Origin of the sequence: Nonomuraea sp. NPDC050786, from assembly GCF_040654115.1 — a bacterium.
Taxonomy (GTDB): Bacteria; Actinomycetota; Actinomycetes; order Streptosporangiales; family Streptosporangiaceae; genus Nonomuraea.
The window spans coordinates 91,600-114,425 of sequence record NZ_JBFAHJ010000008.1; the positions used below are offsets into that span (position 1 = coordinate 91,600).

Below are 22,826 nucleotides of genomic sequence, written 5' to 3' on the forward strand. Positions count from 1 at the left end.
GCACGACGGTGCCGGGGTCGCCCGCCGCCACCCCGCTGAGCCGGCGCGCGCACTCGTCCGGGCTCTCCCCGCGCCGGGGCTGGGCGATGGCATGCCGGTAGGACCAGCGACTGTCGGTGCCCATCCGTAGCATGAGCGTCTCAACCGAGACCACGTGTCTTCCCGTCACCGTCAACAACTTACTGCCAATGATATGCAAGTACGTCCCACACGCATTATGTTCTCGCTCTTGAACACGGCGGCGGGCCCGGCTGTAGTCGATGGCGTGCGAGAGAGAGGCCGACAGCGAATGCCCGGTTTGCTGGTGCTGATGGGGTCGGGCGAGACGAGCCCGACCATGGTCGAGATCCACCGCGCGGCGGCGCGGGCGCTGCGCCCGGGCGCGCGGGCCGTGCTGCTCGACACCCCCTACGCCTTCCAGGAGAACGCCGCCGACATCTCCGCCCGCGCCCGCCGCTATTTCGCGCAGAGCGTCGGCCTGGAGGTCGAGGTGGCGTCCGGGATCACGGGCGCCGACTGGGTCTTCTCCGGTCCGGGCAGCCCCACCTACGCGCTCGACCGGTGGACCGGTTCGGGCATCGCCGGCGACCTGCGTGCCCGGGTCCGCTCGCGTGAGGGGGTGACGGTGCTGGCCTCGGCGGCCGCCTGCACGGCGGGCCTGGCCACGGTGCCGGTCTATGAGATCTACAAGGTGGGCGCGGAGCCCCATTGGCGCGAGGGCATCGACCTGCTGGAGCCGCTGGGCCTGCAGGCCGTGCTGATCCCCCACTTCGACAACGCCGAGGGCGGCACCCATGACACGCGCTACTGCTACCTCGGTGAGCGCCGGCTGTCGCGCATGGAGCGCGAGCTGCCGCCCGGCACCGCCCTCCTCGGCCTCGACGAGCACACCGCACTGGTGATCGATCTGCAGACCGAGTCCGTACGGGTGGCGGGCCGCGGCGGCGTCACCGTCCGCCGCCCCGGCTCCCAGACGGTCCTGCCCACCGGCACCCGCACCGACCTCGCCGAGCTCCGCCGCCTGGCCGAGGGCGCCACGGGTGCGGCGACGATCCCGCCGCCCCTGGCTGAGCCCGCTCCCGCGGAGGTCACGCTGGAGGAGACCGTCCACACGTGCGAGGAGCTGTTCAAGGCCGCGGTGGGCAAGCCCGACCTGGTGGCGGCGGCCCAGACCGTCCTCGACCTCGAGGCGGAGATCGTCAAATGGGCCGCCGACACGGAGGAGGACTCCGGCGGGGTCGAGCAGGCCAGGGAGCTGATGCGGCTGCTGATCGCCCGCCTGGGCGAGCTCGCCTCGGCCGCCGGCCTCCGCTCGCGCGACCTGCGCTCGCTGGTCGAGTCCGTGCTGGCGCTGCGGGCTCGGCTGCGCGAGGAGGGGCGGTACGAGATGGCGGACGCGGTGCGGGCGGCGATGCTGGAGGGCGGCGTCGCGGTGGAGGACACACCTGACGGGCCCCGCTGGACCTACACCTCGTGAGAGTTCTGGCGGATGCCTGACGAGATCGGCAAAGGCACGGCAACGCGACTTCGTCACTCGACGTGATCACATGGATACACTTGGCTGTGTGTCGCCGTGCGTGCAAGACTCGATCCATGGAAGGCGATGAGGCGATGACTGCTCTGCCGGATGAAGGCTGGCTTGTTGCGCATCCGCCACCCCGGCGTGTGAGGCTTTTCGCCCTGCCGCCGACTACGGATGGCTACACCGTCGAGGACTGGCTCAAGCTTCCCGAGACCGGGGAGCGGATCGAGTTGATCGACGGGAGTTTCGTAGTGAGTCCCATGCCCGCCTATGATCACGCGCTTGCGGCGAAACGGCTGGTCCGCATCCTGGATGACGCGTGCCCTAAGGACTACGAGATAGTCGAGACCGGCAACCTCGAAGTCGGGGAGGATGGGCTGATTCCCGACATCGTGGTTGGGCATGCCGATGCCATACTCGAGGGCCCCGTCACACTCTCCGCCTCCGACGTCGTGTGCGTGGTCGAGGTCGTGAGCCCCGGCAAGGTCAATCGAGATCGCGACTACACGATCAAGCCGCCCAAATACGCCGCAGCGGGCATCCCGGTCTTCATTCGGGTCGAACTCCAGGACGGACCTCGCGTCGAAGTCTTCAACCTGCGCGAGAAGGGCTACGAGCTCGTCGCGGAGGCGAAGGCGGGCACCGTGCTGACGCTCCAACAGCCCTTCCCCGTCTCCTTCGATCCAGCCGTGCTGAGCGGGCCGCGATCTCGATGACCTGCCGTTAGAAGGTCCTGGCGATCTGGCGGGCGCGTTCGTCGGCCTGCTTGCGCTCGTCCTCGTACGAGCCCGTGAGCGTCGGGTGGTGGCGGATCTCCTGAATGTCGGTGATGCCGGTCCAGCGCAGCCAGCCGTTGAAGAAGGTCGACTGGTGGTCGTTCCCGAACTCCGGCCCCAGCTCCGGGCCCCAGACCGCGCTGGTGTAGACGACGGCGGCGCGCTTGCCGGCCAGCAGCGGGCGGTAGCCGGTCTCCGGGTGCACGTCGAAGATCATCGCGGGCTGGCTGACGACGTCGATGAACTGCTTCAGCTTGTACGGCACGCCCGAGTTCCACATCGGCACGCTGAAGAGGTAGCGGTCATAGGAGTCGAAGCGCTCGAACGTGCGCACGGCGGCCGCCCACGCCTCGGCCTGCTCCCCCTCGGGAGTGCCGCCTCCGAACACGGTCATCTTCGCCCCTGCCGCGGCGGGCCCGAACTCGGGCAGCGTCCCGTCCCACAGGTCGAAGTGATCGACCGTCGCGTCCGGACGGGCCGCCAGGTACTCCTCGACGAAGGTCTGAGCGATCCCCAGCGAGATCGACTCCGCACCCCGAGGGGAGGCGGAGATGTGCAGCAGTCTGCTCATGAGGTCATGTCCTTTCCGGACTGTGGTCCGATTAGCACTCATGAAAATACGGACTCCGGTCCGGTTAGTCAACCTGCGCGGCCGAGGGCAGGCAGGGGGCATGCGGAGGGCGGGTTCGGCAGGAGAAGGAACTACCGGCGGGGAGGGTCGATCCGGGCGCCGTCCAGGGTAAAGATCATCACCCGGGAGAGATCCACGGCCACCTTGGCCGCATCGCCGGCGCGCCAGACGGGGCGGTTGCCCAGGCGGACGATCAGGTCGGAGCGGCGGTGGATGCCGCTGTTCGGATGCTGGCCCACCCTCTCCTGCTCCTGGTGCTCCTGCTCGGACGACGACGAGAACATCCGCCGCACCAGCCCCGCCAGCTTCCCGGACCCGTTCTTCTCACCGTTGATCCGCTGGCGCGGGTCCGGCGGCTCGGGCACCGGCACGGCGGGCATCCCGCACTCGATGTAGGCCAGCCACTCGTGCCCGTGGTACTCCAGCGCCCGCACCCGCCCGAAGAAGGACGGCCCGTCGTACGACTCCGGCACCGGAGCCAGCCCGTCGGGCCGCAGGCCCACGAGCACCTGGCCGCCCGTGTGCTGCGAGATCGCGTACGCCCTCGGATCGCTCCACGGCAGCGTGAGCCGGTGCGGGCCGAAGTCGAGCATGACGTACTGGTTCTGCGGCGTCCTGACGCCCGCCGCCAACAGGTTCAGCTGCTGGGAGTTGAGGAACGCGGCGACGAAGGCGGTGGCTGGATCGTTGTAAATCTGGGCCGGCGTGCCGACGTCCTGCAGGACCCCTCGGTTCATGATGGCGATCCGGTCGGCCAGCGTCAGGGCCTCCACCTGGTCGTGCGTGACGTAGATCGTGGTCACGCCGAGCGACCTGACCAGCGCCGAGATCTCCATGCGGAGCTCGGTACGCATGCCGGCGTCGAGGTTCGACAGCGGCTCGTCCATCAGGAACAGCTTGGGCTGGCGGACGATCGCCCGGCCCATCGCCACGCGCTGCCGCTGACCGCCGGAGAGCGTGCCGGGGCGGCGGTCCAGGGTCTCGTCGATGTGTAAGGCCTTCGACAGCTCCGTCACGCGCTCCCGCACCATCGCCGGGTCCGACTTGGCGATCTCCAGCGGGAAGGAGATGTTCCCCCGCACGGTCCTGTGCGGATACAGGGCGCCGTTCTGGAAGACCATGGCCACGTCCCGGTCGCGCGGGGCCAGGTGGTTGGCGATCTGCCCGTCCAGCCAGAGCTCCCCCTGGGTGATCTCCTCCAGGCCCGCGATCATGCGGAGCAGCGTGGACTTGCCGCATCCGGAGGGACCGAGGAGGACGAGGAACTCGCCGGCCTCCGCCCGAAGGCTCATCCGGTCGACTGCGAGGTAGTCGCCCGGATACACCTTGGTCACTTTGTCGAGAACGACCGAGCTCATGGGCCTACACCTTGCGCGCGTGTCACCTGTGACGAGGCTGATTGAAGAGGTAGTACATCGCGCCTTAACGCTACATGTCCACCCTTGACATAAAGAATCTCCTTCAAAGGGGTTTCGGTCGAGCGTTTTGATGAGTCATAAGCCGAAATTTCCGTATTGGGGTGGCATGTAAGGGCTTGCGGAAAGTTGCGGCAAGGGATTTCATGGTCGGGACCTTCAGGGGGGACTATGACGGCATGGTGGCGGGACGCCGCGATCCACCAGGTGTACGTGCGCAGCTTCGCGGACGGCGACGGTGACGGGAGCGGCGACCTGATCGGCGTTCGCGATCGCCTCCCCTACCTGGCGGGTCTGGGCGTGGACGCGGGTCGAGGAGGGCAGTGGTGCCTGCACCTGTTCGACTCCGCACTGCCCGACTCGGTCTCCGTCTACCAGGGCGAGGAGCTGGGCCTGCCGGAGGTGCTCGACCTGCCGGCCGAGATGTGCCCGGACCCGCAGCGCCCGCGCGACGCCGGCAGCGGCCGCGACGGCTGCCGCGTGCCGCTGCCGTGGACCCGTGATGACGGATGGCGGAGCCTGTGGCCGCCGATCCCGGCGGACTGGGCCGAGCTGACCGTCGAGGCCCGGGACGGGGTGACCGGCTCGACGCTGGAACTGGTGGACTTCGGGGTCGAGGGCGAGCTCCTGCCGGCCTCGGATGTCCCTGGAGCAGGGGATTCGGCGGCGTGGTGGAAAGTAAAGTGTGAGGCGTCAACAACCACCGGCTGAAGCCGGTGGTTTGCTCTCACGGTCCCGTCTGGCTGAAGGGAGGCCGGTAGCGTGTGGCTGGTTGACGACAGCCCAGCCCGCGACGCCGCGTTGGGCGATGTTGCGGGCCGCGATGTGGTCGGCGTGCCCAGCGAGGCCGCACCGGGTGCAGGCGAAGCGGCCCCGTGCCGGCCGGTTCGCCCTGCTGGTCCATCCGCATTGCGGGCAGGCCTGGCTGGTGTAGGCGGGATCGACGAGGGTGAAGGCGATCCCGGCCCTGGCGGCCTTGTAGCGGGCGCGGCGGTTGGCGTAGGCGCCCGCGATCCGAGCGATGGCCCGCACGGCTGCTTGGGCGGCCAGCCCTCCGACATGGGCGCGCGCCTGTTAGCAGGCCGGCCGGTGCAGGTCCAGGAGGGCGAAGGTGCGCTGCTGCCAGGCCGGCCGAGAGATGTAGGTGGCCGCCTGATCGCACACCTGCACAGCGGCGGCCAGGGCGTCAGCCTGGGCAGAGGTGGGAGCGAGACGCAGTTGCACGACCGAGGGCAGGCCCTGTCGTTTGGCGACCGAGCGGCGGATCGCCATCACGCACCTTCTGCAACTGCGGCATCACCCACCGCAAAGCGTACTGACTGTTACCAGGTTTTTCCCTACTGTTTTCGAAAGGAGGGGTGGCGCTTTCTCAGGGCTCTGAAGGACCGGGTCTCCGCGCCACAGTCCAGATGAACGGTCACGCTCGCCTAGCCGACATCGCCGCCCAGGCCGGGGTGAGTGAGGCCACGGTCAGCCGGGTGCTCAACGGCAAGCCCGGCGTCTCGGCCGCCACCCGCCAGTCGGTGATGGCCGCGCTCGACCTCATGGGCTACGAGCGCCCGCCCCGGCTGCGGCAGCGCAGCAACGGGCTGGTCGGCCTGGTGACGCCGGAGCTGGACAACCCGATCTTCCCCGCGTTCGCGCAGGCCATCGAGAAGGCGCTGACCCAGCACGGCTACACGCCCGTGCTCTGCACCCAGCTGCCGGGCGGCGCGCCGGAGGACGAGTTCACCGAGCTGCTGGTCGATCGCGGCGTGAGCGGCATCGTGTTCGTCTCGGGCCTGCACGCCGACACGACCGCGCGCATGGACCGCTACACCCGGCTGACCGACCGGGGGCTGCCGATCGTGCTGGTCGACGGCTACAGCGAGCACATCGACGCGCCGTTCATCTCGCCCGACGACCGCCTGGCCGCCCGGCTGTCCGTGCAGCACCTGGTCGACCTCGGCCACGAGCGCATCGGGCTCGCGCAGGGGCCGCGCAGGTTCGTGCCGGTGATCAGGAAGATCGAGGGCTACAAGCAGGCCATGGCGCAGCTGCTCGGCGCCACCGACGTCGACGAGCTGATCGCCCACTCGCTCTTCTCCGTCGAGGGCGGGCAGGCGGCCGCCGCGCAGCTGCTCTCCCGGGGCTGCACCGGCATCGTGTGCGCGAGCGACCTGATGGCGCTGGGCGCGATCCGCGCCTGCAGGGAGAAGGGGCTGTCGGTGCCGGGAGACGTGTCCGTGGTCGGGTTCGACGACTCACCGCTGATCGCGTTCACCGACCCGCCGCTGACCACCGTACGCAAGCCGATCGGCGCCATGGCCTCGGCGGCCGTGCAGACGCTGCTCGAAGAGGTGAACGGCGCCCCCGCCAAGCACGTCGAGCTGATCTTCCAGCCGGAGCTGGTCGTACGCGGCTCCACCGGCTCCGGCCCCCTGGTCAACCGGTGAGGGAGCGCCGTTGCCTGGACTGAGGAGCGTCGGGAGCGCAGCGACCAGAGCGACGAGGGAAGGCAACGGCTCGGCAGCGACCGAACCCGCCTCCACGGAGTGGAGGCCATGAGCACGTGAGGCGCGACATTCTGGTCCTCGGCGGGGCCGGGGTGGACACGACGGTGTACGTGCCGGAGCTGCCGCTGCCGTACCAGGACACATACCACGTGCCGCCGGTCGTCGACCGGGTCGGCAACACCGGCGCGGGCGTCGCGCTCGGCTGCCACGCCCTCGGGCTGGGCGTCGCCTTCGCCGACCTGATCGGCGACGATCCGCAGGGCGCGCTCGTCCGCCACGCGCTGCGCGAGATCGACTGCTCCTTCGGGCCGGCCGCGGCGGGCACCCGGCGCAGCGTCCTGCTCGTCGGCCCCGACGGCCGCCGGACCTCGCTCCACGACCCGAAGGGCACGCCCGGTGAACGCATGCCGCGCGAGCTGTACGCGAACGCGCGCGCCGGACACGTCCACGTGTCGATCATGGACTTCTGCCGCCACGTCTACCCCGACCTCGACGGCGCCCACATCTCCACCGACCTGCACGACTGGGACGGGCGCAACGACTATCACAAGGACTTCGCGTACCGGTCGGACCTGGTGTTCCTGTCGGCCACCGCCCTGGCCGACCCCGAGGCGACGATGCGCGACATTCTCGCGCGCGGGCGGGCCCACACGGTCGTGTGCACGCGCGGGGCAGACGGCTGCCTCGTCCTGACGCGCGGCTCCGGGCCGCGCGCGTTCCCGGCCGCGCCGCTGCCCGGCCCGGTGGCCGACAGCAACGGCGCGGGCGACGCGTTCGTCTCCGGCTTCCTGTACGGCACGGTGCGCGGCCGGTCGCTGGAGGAGTGCGTACGGCTGGGGGCCATCGCGGGGGCGCACGCCTGCACGGTCGCCGGCACCCACGAGTCCCCGATCACCGAGTCCCTGCTGCTGGCTAGGTTTTCGCGGTAGACGGCTGGTCCAGCTCGCGCCAGGCCCGGCAGACGAACGGCGGGATGGACGCGATCAGGTAGACGCTGGTGAAGGCGTACAGGGTGGTCGTGAGGCCGGTCAGTTCGGTGAGCGAGCCGGCCAGCAGGCCGCCGAGCGGCATGGCCGCGTAGGCGGCGGCCGTCATGGCGCTGAGCGCCCGCGCTCTGAGGCGGGCGGGGATGCGGTCGAACTGGATCACGCCGAGAATGGGGTTGATCGCGCCGGCCGCGAAGCCGGAGAGGGCGGCCACGCCGAGCGCCACGGGGAACGGCGCGCCGAGCGCCAGCACCAGCACGCGCGGCACGCCGGCGAGGAGGAAGCACCAGCCGTAGGTGAGCCGCGTGGGTAATCGGCCGCCGGCCGCGCCGTAGACGATGGTCCCGGCCACCGCGCCCGCCCCGAGCCCGCCGGTGAGCAGGCCGAACGCGCGGGGGTCGCCGGCTATGTCGCGGGCGTACAGCGCCAGCAGCACCTGCGTCACGCCCGTGTCGAGCATGTTGACGACAACGATCATCCCGGTGGCGCTCAGTTGCAGCCGGTCGCGCCAGAGGAAGGTCAGCCCGTCGCGCAGGTCGGCCAGGTAGCCGCCGGATTCGCGTTCTCCCGTGTCGATGTGCGGGACCCCGACGGAGATGAGCAGCGCGGACAGCAAGAAGGTGACCCCGTCGACGATGAGGAGCGTGCTGGGCCCCGCCCAGAGGATGAGGATCCCGGCGAGGGGGGCGCCCACCATCGTCGCGCCGCGGTTGACGCCGTCGTACGCCGCCGTCGCGCGGCTGATGCGCACCCGCCCGAGCGCCGACAGGTCGGGCAGCATGGCCTTGCGCGCGGTCTCCCCCGGCGTGGCCGCCAGCCACCGTACGAACAGGAGCAGCAGCAGGATCGGATAGGAGAGCCCGGTCGTCAGCGACAGCGCGGGAATGGCGAGCACGACGAGGCCGCTGGTCAGGTCGGACAGCACGCTCGCCCAGCGGAACCCCAGCAGGTCCACCAGCGTGCCGCCGAACGCCGCGGATATGACGATCGGGAAGGTGGTGGCGAAGGCGGCCAGCCCCGTGAGGCCGGCGCTCCCCGTGCTCTCCAGGACGAACCACGGGACGGCGAGCATGGAGAGCACGTTTCCGGTGACGGAAAGGGCGTTGGCGGCCAGCAAGGTGATGAATGGACGCCTCACGCGCAATAGCCCCCGGCAACGTCTCCCGCTTCAGCGTTCCTCACGGTCGGCCCGCGGTCAAGGGAGACGGGTGGCGCTTCTGGAGCGGGCGGTGGTTGGGGTTCAGCGGCCGCGGTGGGCGGACAGGGTGGCGTGGTGGTCGGCGCCGTCCGGGCCGTACGGGTCGGTGTGGACGGTGGCGGCCTTCAGGCGCGGCAGGTCGTGGATGAGGCGGTGCTCGGCCTCCACCGCCACCGCGTGCGCGTCCACCACCGACATGCCGTGGTCCACGAGGATCTCCACTTCGGCGTGCAGGGCGTGGCCGATCCAGCGCAGTCGTACGGAGCCGACCCGCCGCACCCCGTCCACCGCGGCCAGGATGCGTTCGGCGGTGTCCACGAGAGCGGGGTCCACGGCGTCCATGAGCCGGTGGTAGATCTCGCGGGCGGCGTCGCGCAGCACGAAGCAGATGGCGAACGTGATCAGCAGTCCCACGACGGGGTCAGCGAGGGGGAAGCCGAGCGCGGCGCCGCCGGCGCCCAGGAGGACGGCCAGGGAGGTGAAGCCGTCGGTCCTGGCGTGCAGGCCGTCGGCCACCAGCGCGGCCGAGCCGATCTCCCTGCCCACCTTGATCCGGTAGCGGGCCACCCACTCGTTGCCCGCGAACCCGACCAGGGCCGCCCCCGCCACCCAGCCGACGGCCCTGACGTCCTGGGGGTTCAGCAGCCGCATGACGGCCTCGTACCCGGCGAAGGCCGCCGAGGCGGCGATGAGCAGGACGATGGCGATGCCCGCGAGGTCCTCGGCCCTGCCGTACCCGTAGGTGAAGCGGCGGGTGGCGGCGCGGCGGCCGAGGGAGAACGCGATCGCCAGCGGGACGGCGGTGAGAGCGTCGGCCAGGTTGTGCAGGGTGTCGCCGAGCAGCGCGACCGAACCGGAGGCCACGACGATCACCGCCTGGACGGCGGCGGTGGCCATCAGGACGGCGAACGAGATGGCCAGGACGCGCATGCCGCGGCTGCTGGACTCCAGGGCGGCGTCGGTCCTGTCGGCGCTGTCGTGGCTGTGCGTCGTGAAGAGGCCGTGGACCATGCGCCCGAATCTCCCGGCCGACCCCGGATGCCCGTGCCCGTGCCCGTGCCCGTGCCCGTGCCCGTGTCCTCGAAGGTCCCGCTGGTCAGCCATGGCGTCCCTCGCTTGCGCTCTTGGTCCGTTCTGACCAGGATATGTAGTCATGTACGCACGCGACAACGTCTCAGGTGCCAACCAGTCGCAGGAGCAACCCACTGCCGCCCAGGTGAACGCGGCCGTGGACGCGTTCCGCATGCTCAGCGACGGCACCCGGCTCCGGCTGATGTGGTTGCTGTCGTCCGGCGAGCAGGATGTGAACTCCCTTGCCCAGGCCGTCGGCGTGCCGCGGCCGTCGGTGTCGCAGCACCTGGCCAAACTCAGGCTGGCAGGACTGGTGGACACGCGCAGGGACGGGCGTCGCGTGCTCTACCAGGCACGCGACTCCCACGTATGGGCCCTCATCGCCGAGGCGCTGTTCCACGCCGACCATGAGCTGTCAGGGCGGCCCCGCCACGACTGACCGCGCCATCGGTCGCGGGACGGCCGTCAGCGGGATCAGGCCCGGGCGGCCAGCTTGGCGACCACGTCCACGATGCGGGCGGCACGTTCGAGCTCGGCGCGGTGGAACACCGGCCCGTCCGCCCTGGCCACCACCAGATGCAGCCCCTGGGCCACCACCGGCAGCAGCATCAGGCGCAGCTGGTCGGCGTCCATGGTGGCGGCCCGGGGCGGCGGCTCCGGCAGGTCGAGTTCGAACTTCTTGGGAGCGGCCAGCGAGGCGTGCCGCACGGCCCCGTCGGCCAGCGCCACCGACCACTCCGCGCCGCACAACCCCGGCAGCGCGTCCACCAGCGTGGCGAAGCCCCGTGCGGGCTCGGACACCACGTGCATGAGCAGGTCGTAGTCCAGCGCCGAGCCCGGCACCTCCTTGGTCGCCCAGACACCCTCCACCCGTACGCCCGGCACGGCGGACAGCCGCTCGCGGGCCTCGGACGTGGTCACCGGCCCCGGCCAGGAGACAGTGAAGTCGTCCACGGCCCGACCGCGCTCGCGTTCGAGCACGGTGACCTGCAGGATGTCCGCGCCAAGCGCACCCAGGGCCCTGGCGAACTGGCCAAGGCCGCCGGGCCGGTCCGGCAGCGACACCCTCAGTCGCAGCAGCATTGCCGCCTCCTTTCCAGAGGCTCCCACAGTGCCGTAGAAAGATTTCGAGAATATTCCACGGATATGTCGCACATGCTGCGGTTATATCCCAGCATGCAGCGTTAAGTCCGGATTGTCGATAAAGGGCTGGCGCAGGTTTCCGCAGGTCATGGTACGCCTTCTCCGCCCAGGCGGGGTTGGGGGGAGCCCGGTGCGGTCAGGCGAACACGTCCTGCTGGTAGCGTCCCGCCTCCTCCAGCCCGGCCAGCCACTCGGCGCCGTCCTGCCCGGTCCGCTCCCGGTGGATGTCCAGCAGCACCTGCCGCACCGCCGGAGCCATCCGCAGCCCGTCGCCGCACACGTACACGTGCGCGCCCTGCGAGAGCAGCTCCCACACCTCGTCGGCGTGCGCGGCGATGGCGTCCTGGACGTACCGGTACGGATGCCCCGGCACGGCGGAGTACGCGACGTGCGCCGACAGGCCCCAGCGGGCGAGGTCGCCGGCGTAGAGCTGGTCGTGCTGAGGGTGGCGGCACCCGGTGAAGATCGCGGCCCGGCCGGGGGCGCCGGTCAGGACGCGTTCCTCGAGGAAGCCGCGGAGCGGGGCGAAGCCGGTGCCGGGGCCGACGAGAATCACCGGCGTGGCCGGGTCCTCCGGCAGCCGGAACGGCGGCGCGGGCACGCGGATGTAGCCGTAGAACACCTCGCCCTCCTTCAGCCCGGCGAGGTAGGCCGAGCACATGCCCTGGTACGTGCCGGTGCCCGACCACGCGGGACCTTCCACCAGGCCGACGGTGAGGCGCACGAGCGAAGGGTCTTCCAGCGGCGAGGAGGAGACCGAGTAGTAGCGCGGCTTGATGGGCCCGGCCATCTCCAGGAACACCGGCAGCGGCAGCGAGATCGCCGGGAAGCGCTCGAGCAGCGCCAGCGCGGAGACCCGCTTGGCCAGGATCTCGTCGGCGTAGTTGCCGGTCAGCTCGGCGAGCTGGCCGCGGGTCCACGGGCATGCGGTGTGGGCGGCCAGCGCCTCGATGTCGGCCCTGGTGGCCACGTCCTGCAGCTCGGCGAACTCGGTCAGCAGCAGGCCCGCCGTGACCGGCGTGTCCACGGGCAGGTGGGTGGATCCGGCGGCGCGCAGCCGTACCACCTGCTCGCGGGGGACGCGCAGGCAGCGCAGCGCCCACTCCACCAGCTCGGGGTCGTTCTTGGCGAAGACGGCCACGTGGTCGCCCGCCGAGTACGTGACGCCCTCGGGCAGCCTGGCCACGATCGAGCGCACGCCGGGACGCGGCGCCTCGAGCGAGAAGTCCCAGAGCCCGGTGGGGTCGCCGGTCAGCTCCTCGTTGGAGACGACGGTCAGCGGGAAGGCGCGCGAGGAGACGACCGCGGGCCTGATCTCCGCCTCGCTCAGCACCTCCATCTCGTAGCGCGGACCGGCGCTCTCGGCGGCGGCGCTGTACTCCTCGGCCAGCGCGGCCCAGAGCCTGGCCGTCCACGCGGACACGTCGCCGTCGAAGTCGCCGTCGGCGTCGGCCTCGCCGCGCTCGATCAGCGGCACCGCCCCCGCGGCCGTCAGCTTCTCGTACGCGCGCTTCGGGAAGTCCTGGTACGTGGGCCACTGGGTGTTCCCGCAGCCCAGCACGGCCAGCCGCACACCGGCGAGGTCGGGCAGCGTCTCCAGCGCGTCGAAGCGCTGGGCGTTGTCGGGGGCCTTGCCGTTGTAGGAGGAGGCGACCACGATCAGCAGCCCCTCGCTCGGCGGCGTCAGGTCGTCGAGCGTGGTCAGCGTGACGGCGAAGCCCGCGCGACCGGCCCGCTCGGCCAGGCGCTCGGCGATGTCGGAGCTGGTGCCGAGGTTGGAGCCGTACGCGACGGTGAGCGGCACGCCGGTGACGGCGATCTCCTGCTGCTCGCGCTCCTCGACCACCTGCGCCGCGACGGCGGCCCGCTCGTGCGCGCGCCGCTCGCGGACCCTGAGCGTGAACCCGTCGGGCTTGATGGTGAGCGTCTGCTTGATCTTCATGCGGTAGACGTTCGGGTCGGAGATCGCGAAGCGCCGCAGGATCATCGCCAGCGCCAGCCTGGCCTCGGTGAGCGCGAACTGGCGGCCGATGCAGGCCCGCTCGCCGTTGCCGAACGGCTTGTACGCCGCGCGGTGGTGGCTCTTCCTGTTCTCCGGCAGCCACCGGTCGATGTCGAACTCGTCGGGCCGCTCCCACGCCTTGGGGTTGCGGTGCAGCACCGGCAGGAGCACGGCGACGCCCTGGTCCTTGGCGATGGGGTAGCCGCCGATCGTGGTGTCCTCGACCGCGCTGACGCTGAACGCCGGGATCGGCGACCAGTGGCGCAGCGTCTCCTCCAGGATGCGCGGGATGACGTCGAGCTTCATGATCGTCTCGTACGTGGGCGGCTCGTCGCCGGGCAGCAGCCGGTCCACCTCGTCATAGGCGCGCGCCAGGGTGTGCGGCTCGCGCAGCAGGTTGTACAGCGCGAACGAGAGCAGCCCGCTGGTGGTCTCGTGACCGGCGATGAGGAAGGTGAGGACCTGGTTGCGGATGTTCTCGTCGGTAAGGCGGACGCCGGACTGCGGGTCGGACGCCTCCAGCATCAGGCCGAGCAGGTCCTTGGAGCCGGTGCCGCCCTCGGCGCGGCGCTGCCTGATCACGTCGTCGACGAGCTCCTGCATGGCGGCGATGTCGCGCCGGTACGCCTCCTCGTGCGAGCGCTTGAGCTTGGTGACGAACGGCAGCTGCTGGTTGCGCAGCATGGCCTCGGTCAGCGCGCCGCCCATGGCCTGCAGGAACGGGTGGAGCTGCGGCGAGTCGAACGAGCGGAAGCGGTAGCCGAACCCGGTGAGCGAGATCGTGTCCAGGGTGAGCCTGGTCATGTCGTCGGCGACGGGCAGGTCCTCCCCCTGACGACCTGACCACGACTCGACGAGTTGCTCGGCGATCTCCAGCATCTGCGGGTAGTACGCCTTCATCGAGCGCTGGCTGAAGGCGGGCATCAGGATGCGATGCGCGTGCCCCCACACCGGCTCGTCGTGGTCGGCCGTGAACAGCCCGTCGCCGCCGAAGTCACGCACGATCGACAGCGGCGGCTTGATGCGCTTGACGAACCGGCTCTCGTCGCACACCTCGGCGACCAGATCGGGGTCGTACACCAGCACGATCGTGCGACCGGCGACCTCCAGCCGGAAGATGCCCTCCTCGTACCGGGAGGCGACCTGGACGAAGTGCTCCACCGGCGAGTGAGAGGGAATCTGCAGCGTGTTGCCCAGGATGGGCAGGCCCTGGGGTGCGGGAATCTGCGCCATGAATGCTCCCTTTCGAGTAGCCATACACCGTATGGCTCACGCTACCATACGGTGTATGGCAGTGAGCGCACGCAGGGGCACGCCCCTGACCATCGAAGAGATCTGCTCCACGGCGGTACACCTGATCGACGAGGGCGGCGTGGAGGGCCTGTCCATGCGCAAGCTGGCGGCCGAGCTCGACGTCAACCCCATGTCGCTCTACCACCACGTGGAGAGCAAGGAGGCGCTGCTCGGACTGGTCTGCGCCACCGCGGCCGAGCGCATGCACATACCGCCGGACGACGGAGCGTCGTGGCAGGACCAGCTCAAGGCGCTGGCGCTGGCCTACCACCGGCACGCCCGCGAGCATCCGGCCCTGTGGGGGTACCTGCACACCCATCCGCAGCTGATCGCCGACCACCGGCTGGTGCTCTGGCAGACGCTCTATCGCATCCTGCGACTGGCGGGCGTGCCGGAGCCGGAGCTGCGGCGGACGAGCGAGATCCTGAACGCGTTCGTCTCGGGCTTCATCGTGGCCGAGACCCAGGGGCACATGTCGGACGACCCCGAGGAGATCGACCGCAACTTCGACACGGCCGTCCACCTGATCATCAACGGCATGGTGAGCTTCTCCGGCTGATCGGACAGCGCGTTGGAAAATCCAACTCGCTCGCGCCAGGGGGGTGGACGACGTGATCGCCGGCAACACCAGCCCGACTGAGCCCGGATCAGCCGGCGCTCGCCTCCCAGACGGCCTCGAACGCCGGCTCCGTGATCTCGGTCAGCTCCCAGACCTCCAGCGGCTGGTCGGTGAGGAAGCCGTGCTCGTCCTGCAGGTGGCGCCACCAGTAGCGGCGGGCCTCCCGGTCGGCGCCCACCAGCACCTGCCGGACCGCCCACTGCTCGCGGCCGTCACCCTCGACGCTCTCGAAGAGCCAGGCGCGCCCGTCGTCGTCGGCCATGTGCCAGTAGCGGCGGGGCGCGTCGGACTCGGCGAGCTGCCTCACCAGCGGCTGGCGAAGATCTGGAAGCACCCGCCCACTCTAGAACGAGCGCAGCCCGCCCATGAACATCCCGGTCAGCGCGTGAGGCGCCAGATGCGGAGCGAGGGCCCGTCGCCGGGCAGCACGTCCCCGTCCTCGGCGTTGTAGACGCCGGTGGCCCGGACGCCGAGGCGGAGCGGCGCCCCCGGCGCGCGCCGCACGCACACCAGGATCGACTCCTCGTACGTCTCGCGCGCGAAGACCAGGCAGTCCGCGTCGGCGTGCAGCCAGCGCAGGCCGCCGTGGCGCAGCGCGGGCTCGGCGCGGCGCAGCCCGAGCAGCTCGCGGTAGGCCGACAGCGTCGGCAGGTCCTGGTCCGCGGGCCGGTTCCAGGGCATCGGGGTGCGGGAGTGCTCGCCGTTCACGCCGGTCAGGCCGAACTCGCTGCCCGCGAAGACCATCGGCGTGCCCGGCAGCGTGGCCTGGAGCCCGAGCGCGAGCAGGTGGCGCTCGCGCGAGCCGGTCACGGTGCGGATGCGGGGCGAGTCGTGCGAGTCGAGCAGCTGCCAGGAGTGCACGAGCGAGCGCCACGACATGTGGGACGCGAACGACCGGAACGTGGCCAGCGTGGCCAGCCCGTCGCGGGCCGGCACGCCGCCCGGCACCCCGAGGAAGTGCTCCAGGTCCAGCTCGGGCCCGCGCAGCCAGGTCCAGACGGGACGGGTGAAGCCGCCGTAGTTCATGGTGCCGTGCCAGCCGTCGCGGTCGAGGTCGGTCGAGGCGTCGTGGTTGTGCTCGCCGATGAACGCGGCGTCGGGGCCGAGCTCGGCCCGGAGCATGGCGGCGACCTCATGGGTGCGGTCCTCGGCGCCGCGCCGGCCGGTCATGTTGGCCACGTCCACGCGCCAGCCGTCGAGCGGCCCCAGCCACTTCTTCAGCACCGCCCGCATGCTCGAACGGACGAGCTCGCTGCCCCAGTTGAGCTTGGGCAGCGTCTTGACGCCCCACCAGGACTCGTAGTCGCCGGTGTCGGGGTCGAAGTAGAACATCTCGCGCTCGACCGCGTTCACGTCGGACACGGCCGCGGTGAACCATTCGTGCGTGTCGCCGCAGTGGTTGGTGGTGATGTCGCCGAGCAGCCGCATGCCGCGCGCGTGCAGCGCGCCCGACAGCCGGTGCAGGGCCTCGTCGCCGCCGAGCAGCGGGTCGACGTGCTCGAACGTGGAGGCGTTGTAGCGGTGGTTGGAGCGGGCGGGGAAGATCGGCGTCAGGTACACGGTGTCGGCGCCGAGACCCTGGATGTGGTCGAGCCGCCGGGCGATGCCGTCGAGGTCGCCACCGTAGAACTGCTCGGAGGTGCCGGGCCCGCTGGGGATGACCGGGTCCCGGTCCCAGTCACGCGGCAGCGCCCAGTCGGGCAGGTCGGGCATGCGCCCGGAGCGGTCGAAGCGGTCGGGGAAGATCTGGTAGACGACCGCGTCCGACATCCACGAGGGCGGCGCCTGGTGGCACACGAGCCGGAAGTCGCCCGCGTCGGTCACGTCGTGCGTGACGAGCCCGGCCGCGGTCAGCCACGCCTGGCCGCCGCCGCTGTGGAGCAGGAAGCGGTACGGGGTGACGGGGTTGACCGCGGTGATCTCGGCCCGCCACCAGACGTCGCTGCCGCCGTACCCGCCGGCCTCCCGCCGCGAGGGGTCCGGAGCGGCCTCGGCGTAGCGCGGCTCGCCGTCGTGCACCGTACGTACGTGCACGCCCGTGACCCCGGCCGCGAGCGGCGCCCGCAGCCACAGCGTCACCCGCGAGCCCACGGCGGGTTCCTGGTCGGAGACGTACAGAGCTGAGCCGTCGTGATGCGGCTCCCCGATGAAGCGCAATGAACCTATCCCTTGACAGCCCCGGCGGTGAGCCCGGAGACGATGTACTTCTGCAACCAGAGGAACACACCCACCGTGGGAATGGCGGTAAGCAACGTGCCCGCGGCGAACATGCCGAAGTTCGCGTTGCGGTGGTCGCCGGCGATCATGCCCCACATGCCGACGGCGAGGGTCTTGCTCCCGGTGTCGCGCAGGAACACGTTCGCCATGAGGAACTCGCTCATCGTGCCGATGAACGCCAGCAGCGCGGTGACCGCGAGGATCGGCGTGACCAGCGGCATGATGATCCGCCAGAAGATCTGCGCGTGCGTGGCGCCGTCCACGGTGGCCGCCTCGTCCAGCTCCTTCGGCACGGTGTCGAGGAAGCCCTTCATCAGCCAGGTGTTCACGCCGAGCGCGCCGCCCAGGTAGAGGAGCATGAGGCCCCATATGGTGTTGAACCCGAAGACCGGATAGAGCTCGGTCACCCTGGTGAAGATCATGAAGATCGTCACGATGGCCAGGAACTGCGGGAACATCTGGATGAGCAGCAGCGCCAGCAGCCCGACCCGGCGGCCCGCGAAGCGCATGCGGCTGAAGGCGTACGCGGCGAACATCGACAGCAGCAGGCTCGCGAACGACGACATCAGCGCGATGGACACGGAGTTGAAGAACCACCGGCCGAACGGGTAGCTGTCGGAGCCCAGCAGGTTGGCGAAGTTGGCCAGGCTGGCGCCGTTCGGCAGCAGGTCGGTGGAGGCCAGCGTGCCCAGGGGGTTGATCGCGGCCGAGACCACGAACAGGATCGGGAAGAGCGCGAACGCGCACACGACCAGCACGAAGACATGCCTGAGGGCGAATTTCACGCGTAGACCTCCTCCTGCTTGCGGGTGCGGCGGAACGCCACGGCCGAGATGAGGGCCACGATCGCGAAGATGAACACCGAGATCGCCGCCGCGAAGCCGAACTGCGCGCCGCCCGCCCCGAACGCCAGCCGGAACGTGTAGGTGATCAGCAGGTCGGTGGCGCCCACCTGCGGGCTGTCCGCCGGGAAGGGCCCGCCGTCGGTGGTGAGCGCGATCGCGTTGAAGTTGTTGAAGTTGAAGGCGAACGACGAGATCAGCAGGGGCGTGAGCGCGACCAGCAGCAGCGGCAGCGTCACCCGGCGGAACGCCTTCCACGGCGTGGCCCCGTCGATGGCCGCCGCCTCGGTCAGCTCGCGCGGGATGGCCTGCAGCGCGCCGGTGGTGACCAGGAACATGTACGGGAAGCCGAGCCACACGTTGACCAGGATCACGCCGAGCCTGGCGGTGCCCGGCTCGCCCAGCCAGTCGATGTTGACCCCGAGGAGCTGGTTGATCAGGCCGAAGTCACGGTTGAACATGTCGCGCCACACCAGCAGCATGGCGAAGGCGGGCATCGCGTACGGCAGGATCAGCGCGATCCGGTAGAACCGGGTGCCGCGCATCCGCGGATGGTGCAGCGCCAGCGCCACCGACATGCCGAGCGCGAACGTGCCGAGCACGGAGGCCAGCGCGAAGACGAGGTTCCAGCCCAGCACCCCGGCGAAATATCCCGAAATAGTGGGATTTGTCAGCACGCGAGTGAAGTTGCCGAGCCCGACGCCGACCTGCCAGCCCTGCGCCAGGTGCTCGCCCTTGGCGTTGACGAAGTAGCCCTGGCCCTCGTCGGCCTTCCAGGTGTCGCCGTTGCCGCGCACGCAGTCGCAGCCGGCGTCGTACACGAGCGCCGCCTTGCCCTCGACGGCCCGGCTGAGCCCGTTCGCCTTGATCACGCCGCCGGCGGTGGGCACGGCCAGCGCGGAGATCTCCGCGCCGCGGGCGGCGGCCTCGGGCGCCTTCAGCACGGTCAGCCCGGGCGCGCTCAGCACCTTGCCAGTGACGCCGACCTGGGCGCCCGCCAGCGGCGACAGCCCTTTCGCGTCGCCCAGCCGCACCTGCTTGGTCTTCGGGTCGACCAGCAGGAAGACCAGTTCCGCGCCGCGCAGCGCGGCGGTCAGGGAGTACTCGGGCGAGCCGGGGGCCTGCCGGACGGAGCCGGTCTCGATGGCGGTGACGGCGGCGTCCTTGTCGCCGCGGTGGCCGTCGCCGAAGTTCGTGAACGCGGTGGTGACCGTGTAGGCGACGGGGAACACCTGGAACGCGATGAGGAAGACGGTCCCGGGGACGAGGTATTTGGCCGGGACGAAGCGGCGGGTCAGGTAGAGGAAGGCGATGGCCGCGCCGGCGGCGCACAGCAGCGCCAGCGAGACCCAGGACCCGGCGGCCACCAGCGGCGGCACGGCGTAGAGCAGGATCGCGGCGGTCACGGCGAGCACCGCGACCCTGCTCACCACGAACGCCGTGGTGATCTCACGGCGAGGCCGTGGAGACGCCTCGGTCTCCACGGCTTTGCGCACGTCGAGCGCCATGATCAGTGCTTGAGCGAGCCGTCGATGGCCTTCTGCGCGGCCGCGGCGGCCTTGGCCGCGTCGCCGCCCTTGACGACGGCGTTCTCGGCGATGCCGAACGGCTCCCAGATCGCCGCCATCTCGGGGATGGCCGGCATCGGCATGCCGTCCTTGCCGGCGTCCATGAACTTGACGGCGTCCGGGTCGCTCGCCTGGACCTCCTGGAGGGCGGCGGTCAGCGCCGGGGGCCGCGGGTCGGCCTCGTACAGCGCCTTGGCGACGTCCTTGTTGGTCACGTAGTTGGCCACGAACTCCTGGGCCAGGGCCTTGTTCTTGCCCTTGGAGGCCACGAAGAACGTCTGCACGCCGACGAAGGGGGTGGCGGGCTTGCCGCCCTTGAACGCCGGGACGGCCGAGATGTCGTACGCGATGCCGCCCTTCTTGACCTCGCTCATCGCCCATGGGCCCGAGATCAGGTAGGCGCACTTGCCGCCGGCGAAGTTGGTGATGTAGTTCTCGTTCGTGATGGACGTGCGCAGCGCGCCGTCGCCCTTCTCGCCCAGGTCCTTGAGCTTGCCGAACGCCTTGACCGAGTCCGGCGAGCCGACCAGCACCTGCTTGGCGTCGGGGTCGCCGCTGGAGGTGGCGCCGAACAGCGCGCCGCCGGCGGAGGCGAAGATCGGGTAGACGTGGAAGGCGTCGCCCTTCTGGCCGACGGGGATGCAGAGCACCTCCTTGACCTTGCCGGCCGCCTTGAGGGCCTTGCCCTTGGCGACCATGTCCTCGATGGTGGCGGGCGCGTCGGGGGCGAGCTTGGTGTTGCGGATCAGCGCGATGTTCTCCACCGCGTACGGGGCGCCGTAGATCTGCCCGTTGAACGTCACGGCCTGGATCGCCTTGGCCGAGAAGGCGGCCTTCTGCTCGTCGGTCAGCGTGACCGGGTCGATGGCGCCGTTCTGGACGAGGTTGCCGATCCAGTCGTGCGCGCCGATCATGATGTCGGGGCCGCTGCCCTGCTGGGAGGCGGTGAGGAAGGTCGTCTGGTTGTCCTTGCTGATCTCCTTCACCTCGACGGTCACGCCGTTCTCGGCGCCGAACTGGTCGGCGAACGGCTTGAGCGGCTTGACGCGGCTGGGGTCCGCCCAGATCACGAGCGTGCCGCCGCTCTTCGCCGCCGAGGTGGAGGCGGACGCACTGGGTGCCGCCGAAGAAGCCGGCTGGGAAGCCGGCTGGGAACCGCCGCACGCTGTCGCGGCGAACGCGAGGGCCGCGACAGCGGCCACACCCAGAGCCCGCTTGCGCATGGGACCTCCTGAGGTCACGGAGGAACGGCGACGCCACGCGGGCGCCGCCGTGATGAGAAAAGCCGAACGTTTCCGGGACGTTAGCGGCTCTTTGCAAGAATTGGAAGAACTTGCGAAAGAGCGTTACGCGATCCTCACCGCCGAGCCCCCAGCGGAGGCTGCAGGCCCTCTCCGGACACGGAAACTGAACGGTTGAGGTGACTTCTGCAACTTTCCGCAAGTTGCACTTGACCCTCGACAAACGGGCGCGCCATCCTTCATCACACATCACCGACATCTCACGCAAAGGGACAGCCATGCTCGGCAACGACGACTGGTGGCGTGACGCCGTCGTGTACCAGGTCTATCCCCGCAGCTTCGCCGACTCCGACGGCGACGGCATGGGAGACCTCGCAGGCGTGCGGGACCGCCTCGGCTACCTCGCCGACCTGGGCGTGGACGCGATCTGGCTGAGCCCCTTCTACACCTCCCCCATGGCCGACGGCGGCTACGACGTGGCGGACTACCGGGACGTGGACCCCATGTTCGGCACGCTCGCCGATTTCGACGCGCTCATCGCCGACGCCCACGACAAGGGCATCAGGGTCATCGTGGACCTGGTCCCCAACCACTCCTCCGACCAGCACCCGTGGTTCAAGGCCGGGCTGCGCGATCGCTACATCTTCCGCGACCGGCCCAACGACTGGGAGTCGATCTTCGGCGGCCCCGCCTGGACGCAGGTCGAGGACGGGCAGTGGTACCTGCACCTGTTCGCCCCCGAGCAGCCGGACCTCAACTGGGACAACCCCGACGTGCGCGCCGAGTTCCGCGACATCCTGCGCTTCTGGCTCGACCGGGGCGTGGACGGCTTCAGGGTGGACGTGGCGCACGGCATGATCAAGGCCGAGGGGCTGCCCGACGTGGGGCCGAAGGAGGGCCGCCAGGCCGAGATGCTCGGCGACGAGCAGCTGCCCTACTTCGACCAGGACGGCGTGCACGAGATCTACCGCGAGTGGCGGCCGATCCTCGACTCCTACCCCGGCGGCCGGATGGCGGTGGCCGAGGCGTGGGTCTCCTCCCCCGAGCGGCTGGCCCGCTATGTCGGGCCGGAGGAGCTGCACCAGGCGTTCAACTTCGAGTTCATGATGGCCGACTTCCACGCCAAGTCGTTCCGTACGGTCATCGAGAAGTCCCTCAAGGAGGCCGAGCTGGTCGGCGCGCCCACCACGTGGGTGCTGTCCAACCACGACAAGCCGCGCCACGTCACCCGCCACGGCAGCCTGGCCCGGGCCAGGGCGGCCACGCTGCTCATGCTGGCGCTGCCCGGCTCGGCCTACCTCTACAACGGCGAGGAGCTGGGCCTGCCCGAGGTGCTCGACCTCCCGGACGAGCTCCGCCAGGACCCGGCGTTCCTGCGGACCGGCGAGAGCCGCGACGGCTGCCGCGTGCCGATCCCGTGGACGGCCTCCGACGGCTTCGGCTGGCGTGACCCGTGGCTGCCGATCCCCGGCTCCTGGGGGCCCCTGTCGGCCGAGGCCCAGGAGCACGACCCCGGCTCCACCCTGAACCTGTACCGGGCCGCACTGAGGCTCCGCAGGGAGCACCCGGCGCTCGGCGGCGGCACTCTGGCCTGGCTCGACTCCCCCAAGGACGTGCTGGCCATCGAGCGCGACCCCGGGCTGGTCGTGGTGCTCAACACGGGGCAGGAGCCGGTCCGGCTCGACCTGGGCGGCGAGGTCCTGCTGTCCAGCGGCCCGCTCGCCGACGACGGGACGATCCCGCCGGACACCACCGTTTGGCTCCAGCACTGACAGGGGTTGGTGGAATCTTTCCACTAACGCGGCAT

General features: G+C 70.5%; 21 protein-coding genes. 8 read left to right on the forward strand and 13 right to left on the reverse strand.

The genetic code is table 11. The features are described from left to right. The first annotated feature begins 289 nt into the window (after positions 1-289). Both AB0H84_RS17535 and AB0H84_RS17540 read left to right on the forward strand, forming a co-directional pair. The gene (locus AB0H84_RS17535) at positions 290-1,477 is read left to right on the forward strand and encodes a hypothetical protein (RefSeq protein WP_357604463.1); all 1,188 of its coding nucleotides are present in this window, start codon (positions 290-292) and stop codon (positions 1,475-1,477) included. Positions 1,478-1,593: 116 nt separating this feature from the next. Then, positions 1,594-2,238 carry a Uma2 family endonuclease gene (locus AB0H84_RS17540; protein ID WP_357604466.1) on the forward strand — a complete coding sequence of 215 codons (645 nt, stop codon included), beginning with the start codon at positions 1,594-1,596 and terminating at the stop codon, positions 2,236-2,238. A 7-nt stretch (positions 2,239-2,245) separates the two neighbouring features. Here AB0H84_RS17540 and AB0H84_RS17545 read toward each other — a convergent pair whose 3' ends face one another. Further along, the gene (locus tag AB0H84_RS17545; RefSeq protein ID WP_357604469.1) at positions 2,246-2,869 is read right to left on the reverse strand and encodes an NAD(P)H-dependent oxidoreductase; all 624 of its coding nucleotides are present in this window, start codon (positions 2,867-2,869) and stop codon (positions 2,246-2,248) included. A 131-nt stretch (positions 2,870-3,000) separates the two neighbouring features. Next, positions 3,001-4,287, reverse strand: coding sequence for an ATP-binding cassette domain-containing protein (locus tag AB0H84_RS17550; RefSeq protein ID WP_357604471.1), 1,287 nt, complete (start codon positions 4,285-4,287; stop codon positions 3,001-3,003). Between the two features lie 228 nt (positions 4,288-4,515). Between AB0H84_RS17550 and AB0H84_RS17555 the strand changes: the two genes are divergently transcribed. Beyond that, a complete protein-coding gene (locus tag AB0H84_RS17555) occupies positions 4,516-5,055 on the forward strand; it encodes a hypothetical protein (RefSeq protein ID WP_357604474.1) in 540 nt (179 codons plus the stop codon). Here the strand turns inward: AB0H84_RS17555 and AB0H84_RS17560 are convergent. Beyond that, a complete protein-coding gene (locus AB0H84_RS17560) occupies positions 5,038-5,376 on the reverse strand; it encodes a zinc ribbon domain-containing protein (protein ID WP_357604477.1) in 339 nt (112 codons plus the stop codon). The two genes, AB0H84_RS17555 and AB0H84_RS17560, sit on opposite strands and share 18 nt — an antisense overlap. Before the next feature lie 42 nt (positions 5,377-5,418). Continuing rightward, positions 5,419-5,616 (reverse strand): hypothetical protein, encoded by a 198-nt coding sequence (locus AB0H84_RS17565; RefSeq protein WP_357604480.1) that lies wholly within the window; start codon positions 5,614-5,616, stop codon positions 5,419-5,421. A gap of 137 nt (positions 5,617-5,753) precedes the next feature. Here AB0H84_RS17565 and AB0H84_RS17570 point away from each other — a divergent pair, with 137 nt between their 5' ends. Both AB0H84_RS17570 and AB0H84_RS17575 read left to right on the forward strand, forming a co-directional pair. Further along, positions 5,754-6,779, forward strand: coding sequence for a LacI family DNA-binding transcriptional regulator (locus AB0H84_RS17570; RefSeq protein ID WP_357604483.1), 1,026 nt, complete (start codon positions 5,754-5,756; stop codon positions 6,777-6,779). Between the two features lie 116 nt (positions 6,780-6,895). After that, positions 6,896-7,768 (forward strand): PfkB family carbohydrate kinase, encoded by an 873-nt coding sequence (locus AB0H84_RS17575; RefSeq protein ID WP_357604486.1) that lies wholly within the window; start codon positions 6,896-6,898, stop codon positions 7,766-7,768. Here the strand turns inward: AB0H84_RS17575 and AB0H84_RS17580 are convergent. Together AB0H84_RS17580 and AB0H84_RS17585 are read right to left on the reverse strand one after the other, a co-directional pair. Further along, the gene (locus AB0H84_RS17580) at positions 7,752-8,963 is read right to left on the reverse strand and encodes an MFS transporter (RefSeq protein WP_357604489.1); all 1,212 of its coding nucleotides are present in this window, start codon (positions 8,961-8,963) and stop codon (positions 7,752-7,754) included. The two genes, AB0H84_RS17575 and AB0H84_RS17580, sit on opposite strands and share 17 nt — an antisense overlap. Before the next feature lie 102 nt (positions 8,964-9,065). Beyond that, a complete protein-coding gene (locus AB0H84_RS17585; RefSeq protein WP_357604492.1) occupies positions 9,066-10,034 on the reverse strand; it encodes a cation diffusion facilitator family transporter in 969 nt (322 codons plus the stop codon). 142 nt (positions 10,035-10,176) lie between these two features. On the opposite strand from AB0H84_RS17585, the gene AB0H84_RS17590 reads away from it, so the two are divergent. Next, on the forward strand, positions 10,177-10,533 hold the full coding sequence (locus AB0H84_RS17590; protein WP_357604495.1) for a metalloregulator ArsR/SmtB family transcription factor: 357 nt from the start codon (positions 10,177-10,179) through the stop codon (positions 10,531-10,533). 35 nt (positions 10,534-10,568) lie between these two features. On the opposite strand, the gene AB0H84_RS17595 is transcribed toward AB0H84_RS17590, so the two are convergent. Both AB0H84_RS17595 and AB0H84_RS17600 read right to left on the reverse strand, forming a co-directional pair. After that, positions 10,569-11,177: an ACT domain-containing protein gene (locus tag AB0H84_RS17595; protein WP_357604498.1), complete on the reverse strand. Its 609-nt coding sequence runs from the start codon at positions 11,175-11,177 to the stop codon at positions 10,569-10,571. 196 nt (positions 11,178-11,373) lie between these two features. Further along, positions 11,374-14,472, reverse strand: a complete 3,099-nt coding sequence (locus AB0H84_RS17600) for a cytochrome P450 (RefSeq protein ID WP_357604501.1) — start codon at positions 14,470-14,472, stop codon at positions 11,374-11,376. Positions 14,473-14,527: 55 nt separating this feature from the next. Between AB0H84_RS17600 and AB0H84_RS17605 the strand changes: the two genes are divergently transcribed. Beyond that, positions 14,528-15,091 (forward strand): WHG domain-containing protein, encoded by a 564-nt coding sequence (locus tag AB0H84_RS17605; RefSeq protein WP_357604504.1) that lies wholly within the window; start codon positions 14,528-14,530, stop codon positions 15,089-15,091. Positions 15,092-15,179: 88 nt separating this feature from the next. Here the strand turns inward: AB0H84_RS17605 and AB0H84_RS17610 are convergent, their stop codons facing one another. Genes AB0H84_RS17610 through AB0H84_RS17630 form a run of 5 tightly spaced genes read right to left on the reverse strand, consistent with a single transcriptional unit; the run spans position 15,180 to position 21,001 of the window. Then, positions 15,180-15,485 carry a hypothetical protein gene (locus AB0H84_RS17610; protein WP_357604506.1) on the reverse strand — a complete coding sequence of 102 codons (306 nt, stop codon included), beginning with the start codon at positions 15,483-15,485 and terminating at the stop codon, positions 15,180-15,182. A gap of 44 nt (positions 15,486-15,529) precedes the next feature. After that, on the reverse strand, positions 15,530-17,308 hold the full coding sequence (locus AB0H84_RS17615) for a glycoside hydrolase family 13 protein (RefSeq protein WP_357604509.1): 1,779 nt from the start codon (positions 17,306-17,308) through the stop codon (positions 15,530-15,532). A gap of 5 nt (positions 17,309-17,313) precedes the next feature. Continuing rightward, on the reverse strand, positions 17,314-18,153 hold the full coding sequence (locus tag AB0H84_RS17620; RefSeq protein ID WP_357604512.1) for a sugar ABC transporter permease: 840 nt from the start codon (positions 18,151-18,153) through the stop codon (positions 17,314-17,316). Beyond that, complete coding sequence (locus AB0H84_RS17625) at positions 18,150-19,718, reverse strand: ABC transporter permease subunit (protein ID WP_357604515.1); 1,569 nt, start codon at positions 19,716-19,718, stop codon at positions 18,150-18,152. Before AB0H84_RS17625 ends, AB0H84_RS17620 begins: the two co-directional genes overlap by 4 nt. Before the next feature lie 2 nt (positions 19,719-19,720). Then, the gene (locus AB0H84_RS17630; RefSeq protein ID WP_357604518.1) at positions 19,721-21,001 is read right to left on the reverse strand and encodes a maltose ABC transporter substrate-binding protein; all 1,281 of its coding nucleotides are present in this window, start codon (positions 20,999-21,001) and stop codon (positions 19,721-19,723) included. A gap of 296 nt (positions 21,002-21,297) precedes the next feature. Between AB0H84_RS17630 and AB0H84_RS17635 the strand changes: the two genes are divergently transcribed. Further along, positions 21,298-22,791, forward strand: coding sequence for a glycoside hydrolase family 13 protein (locus AB0H84_RS17635; protein ID WP_357604520.1), 1,494 nt, complete (start codon positions 21,298-21,300; stop codon positions 22,789-22,791). Positions 22,792-22,826 lie beyond the last annotated feature (35 nt).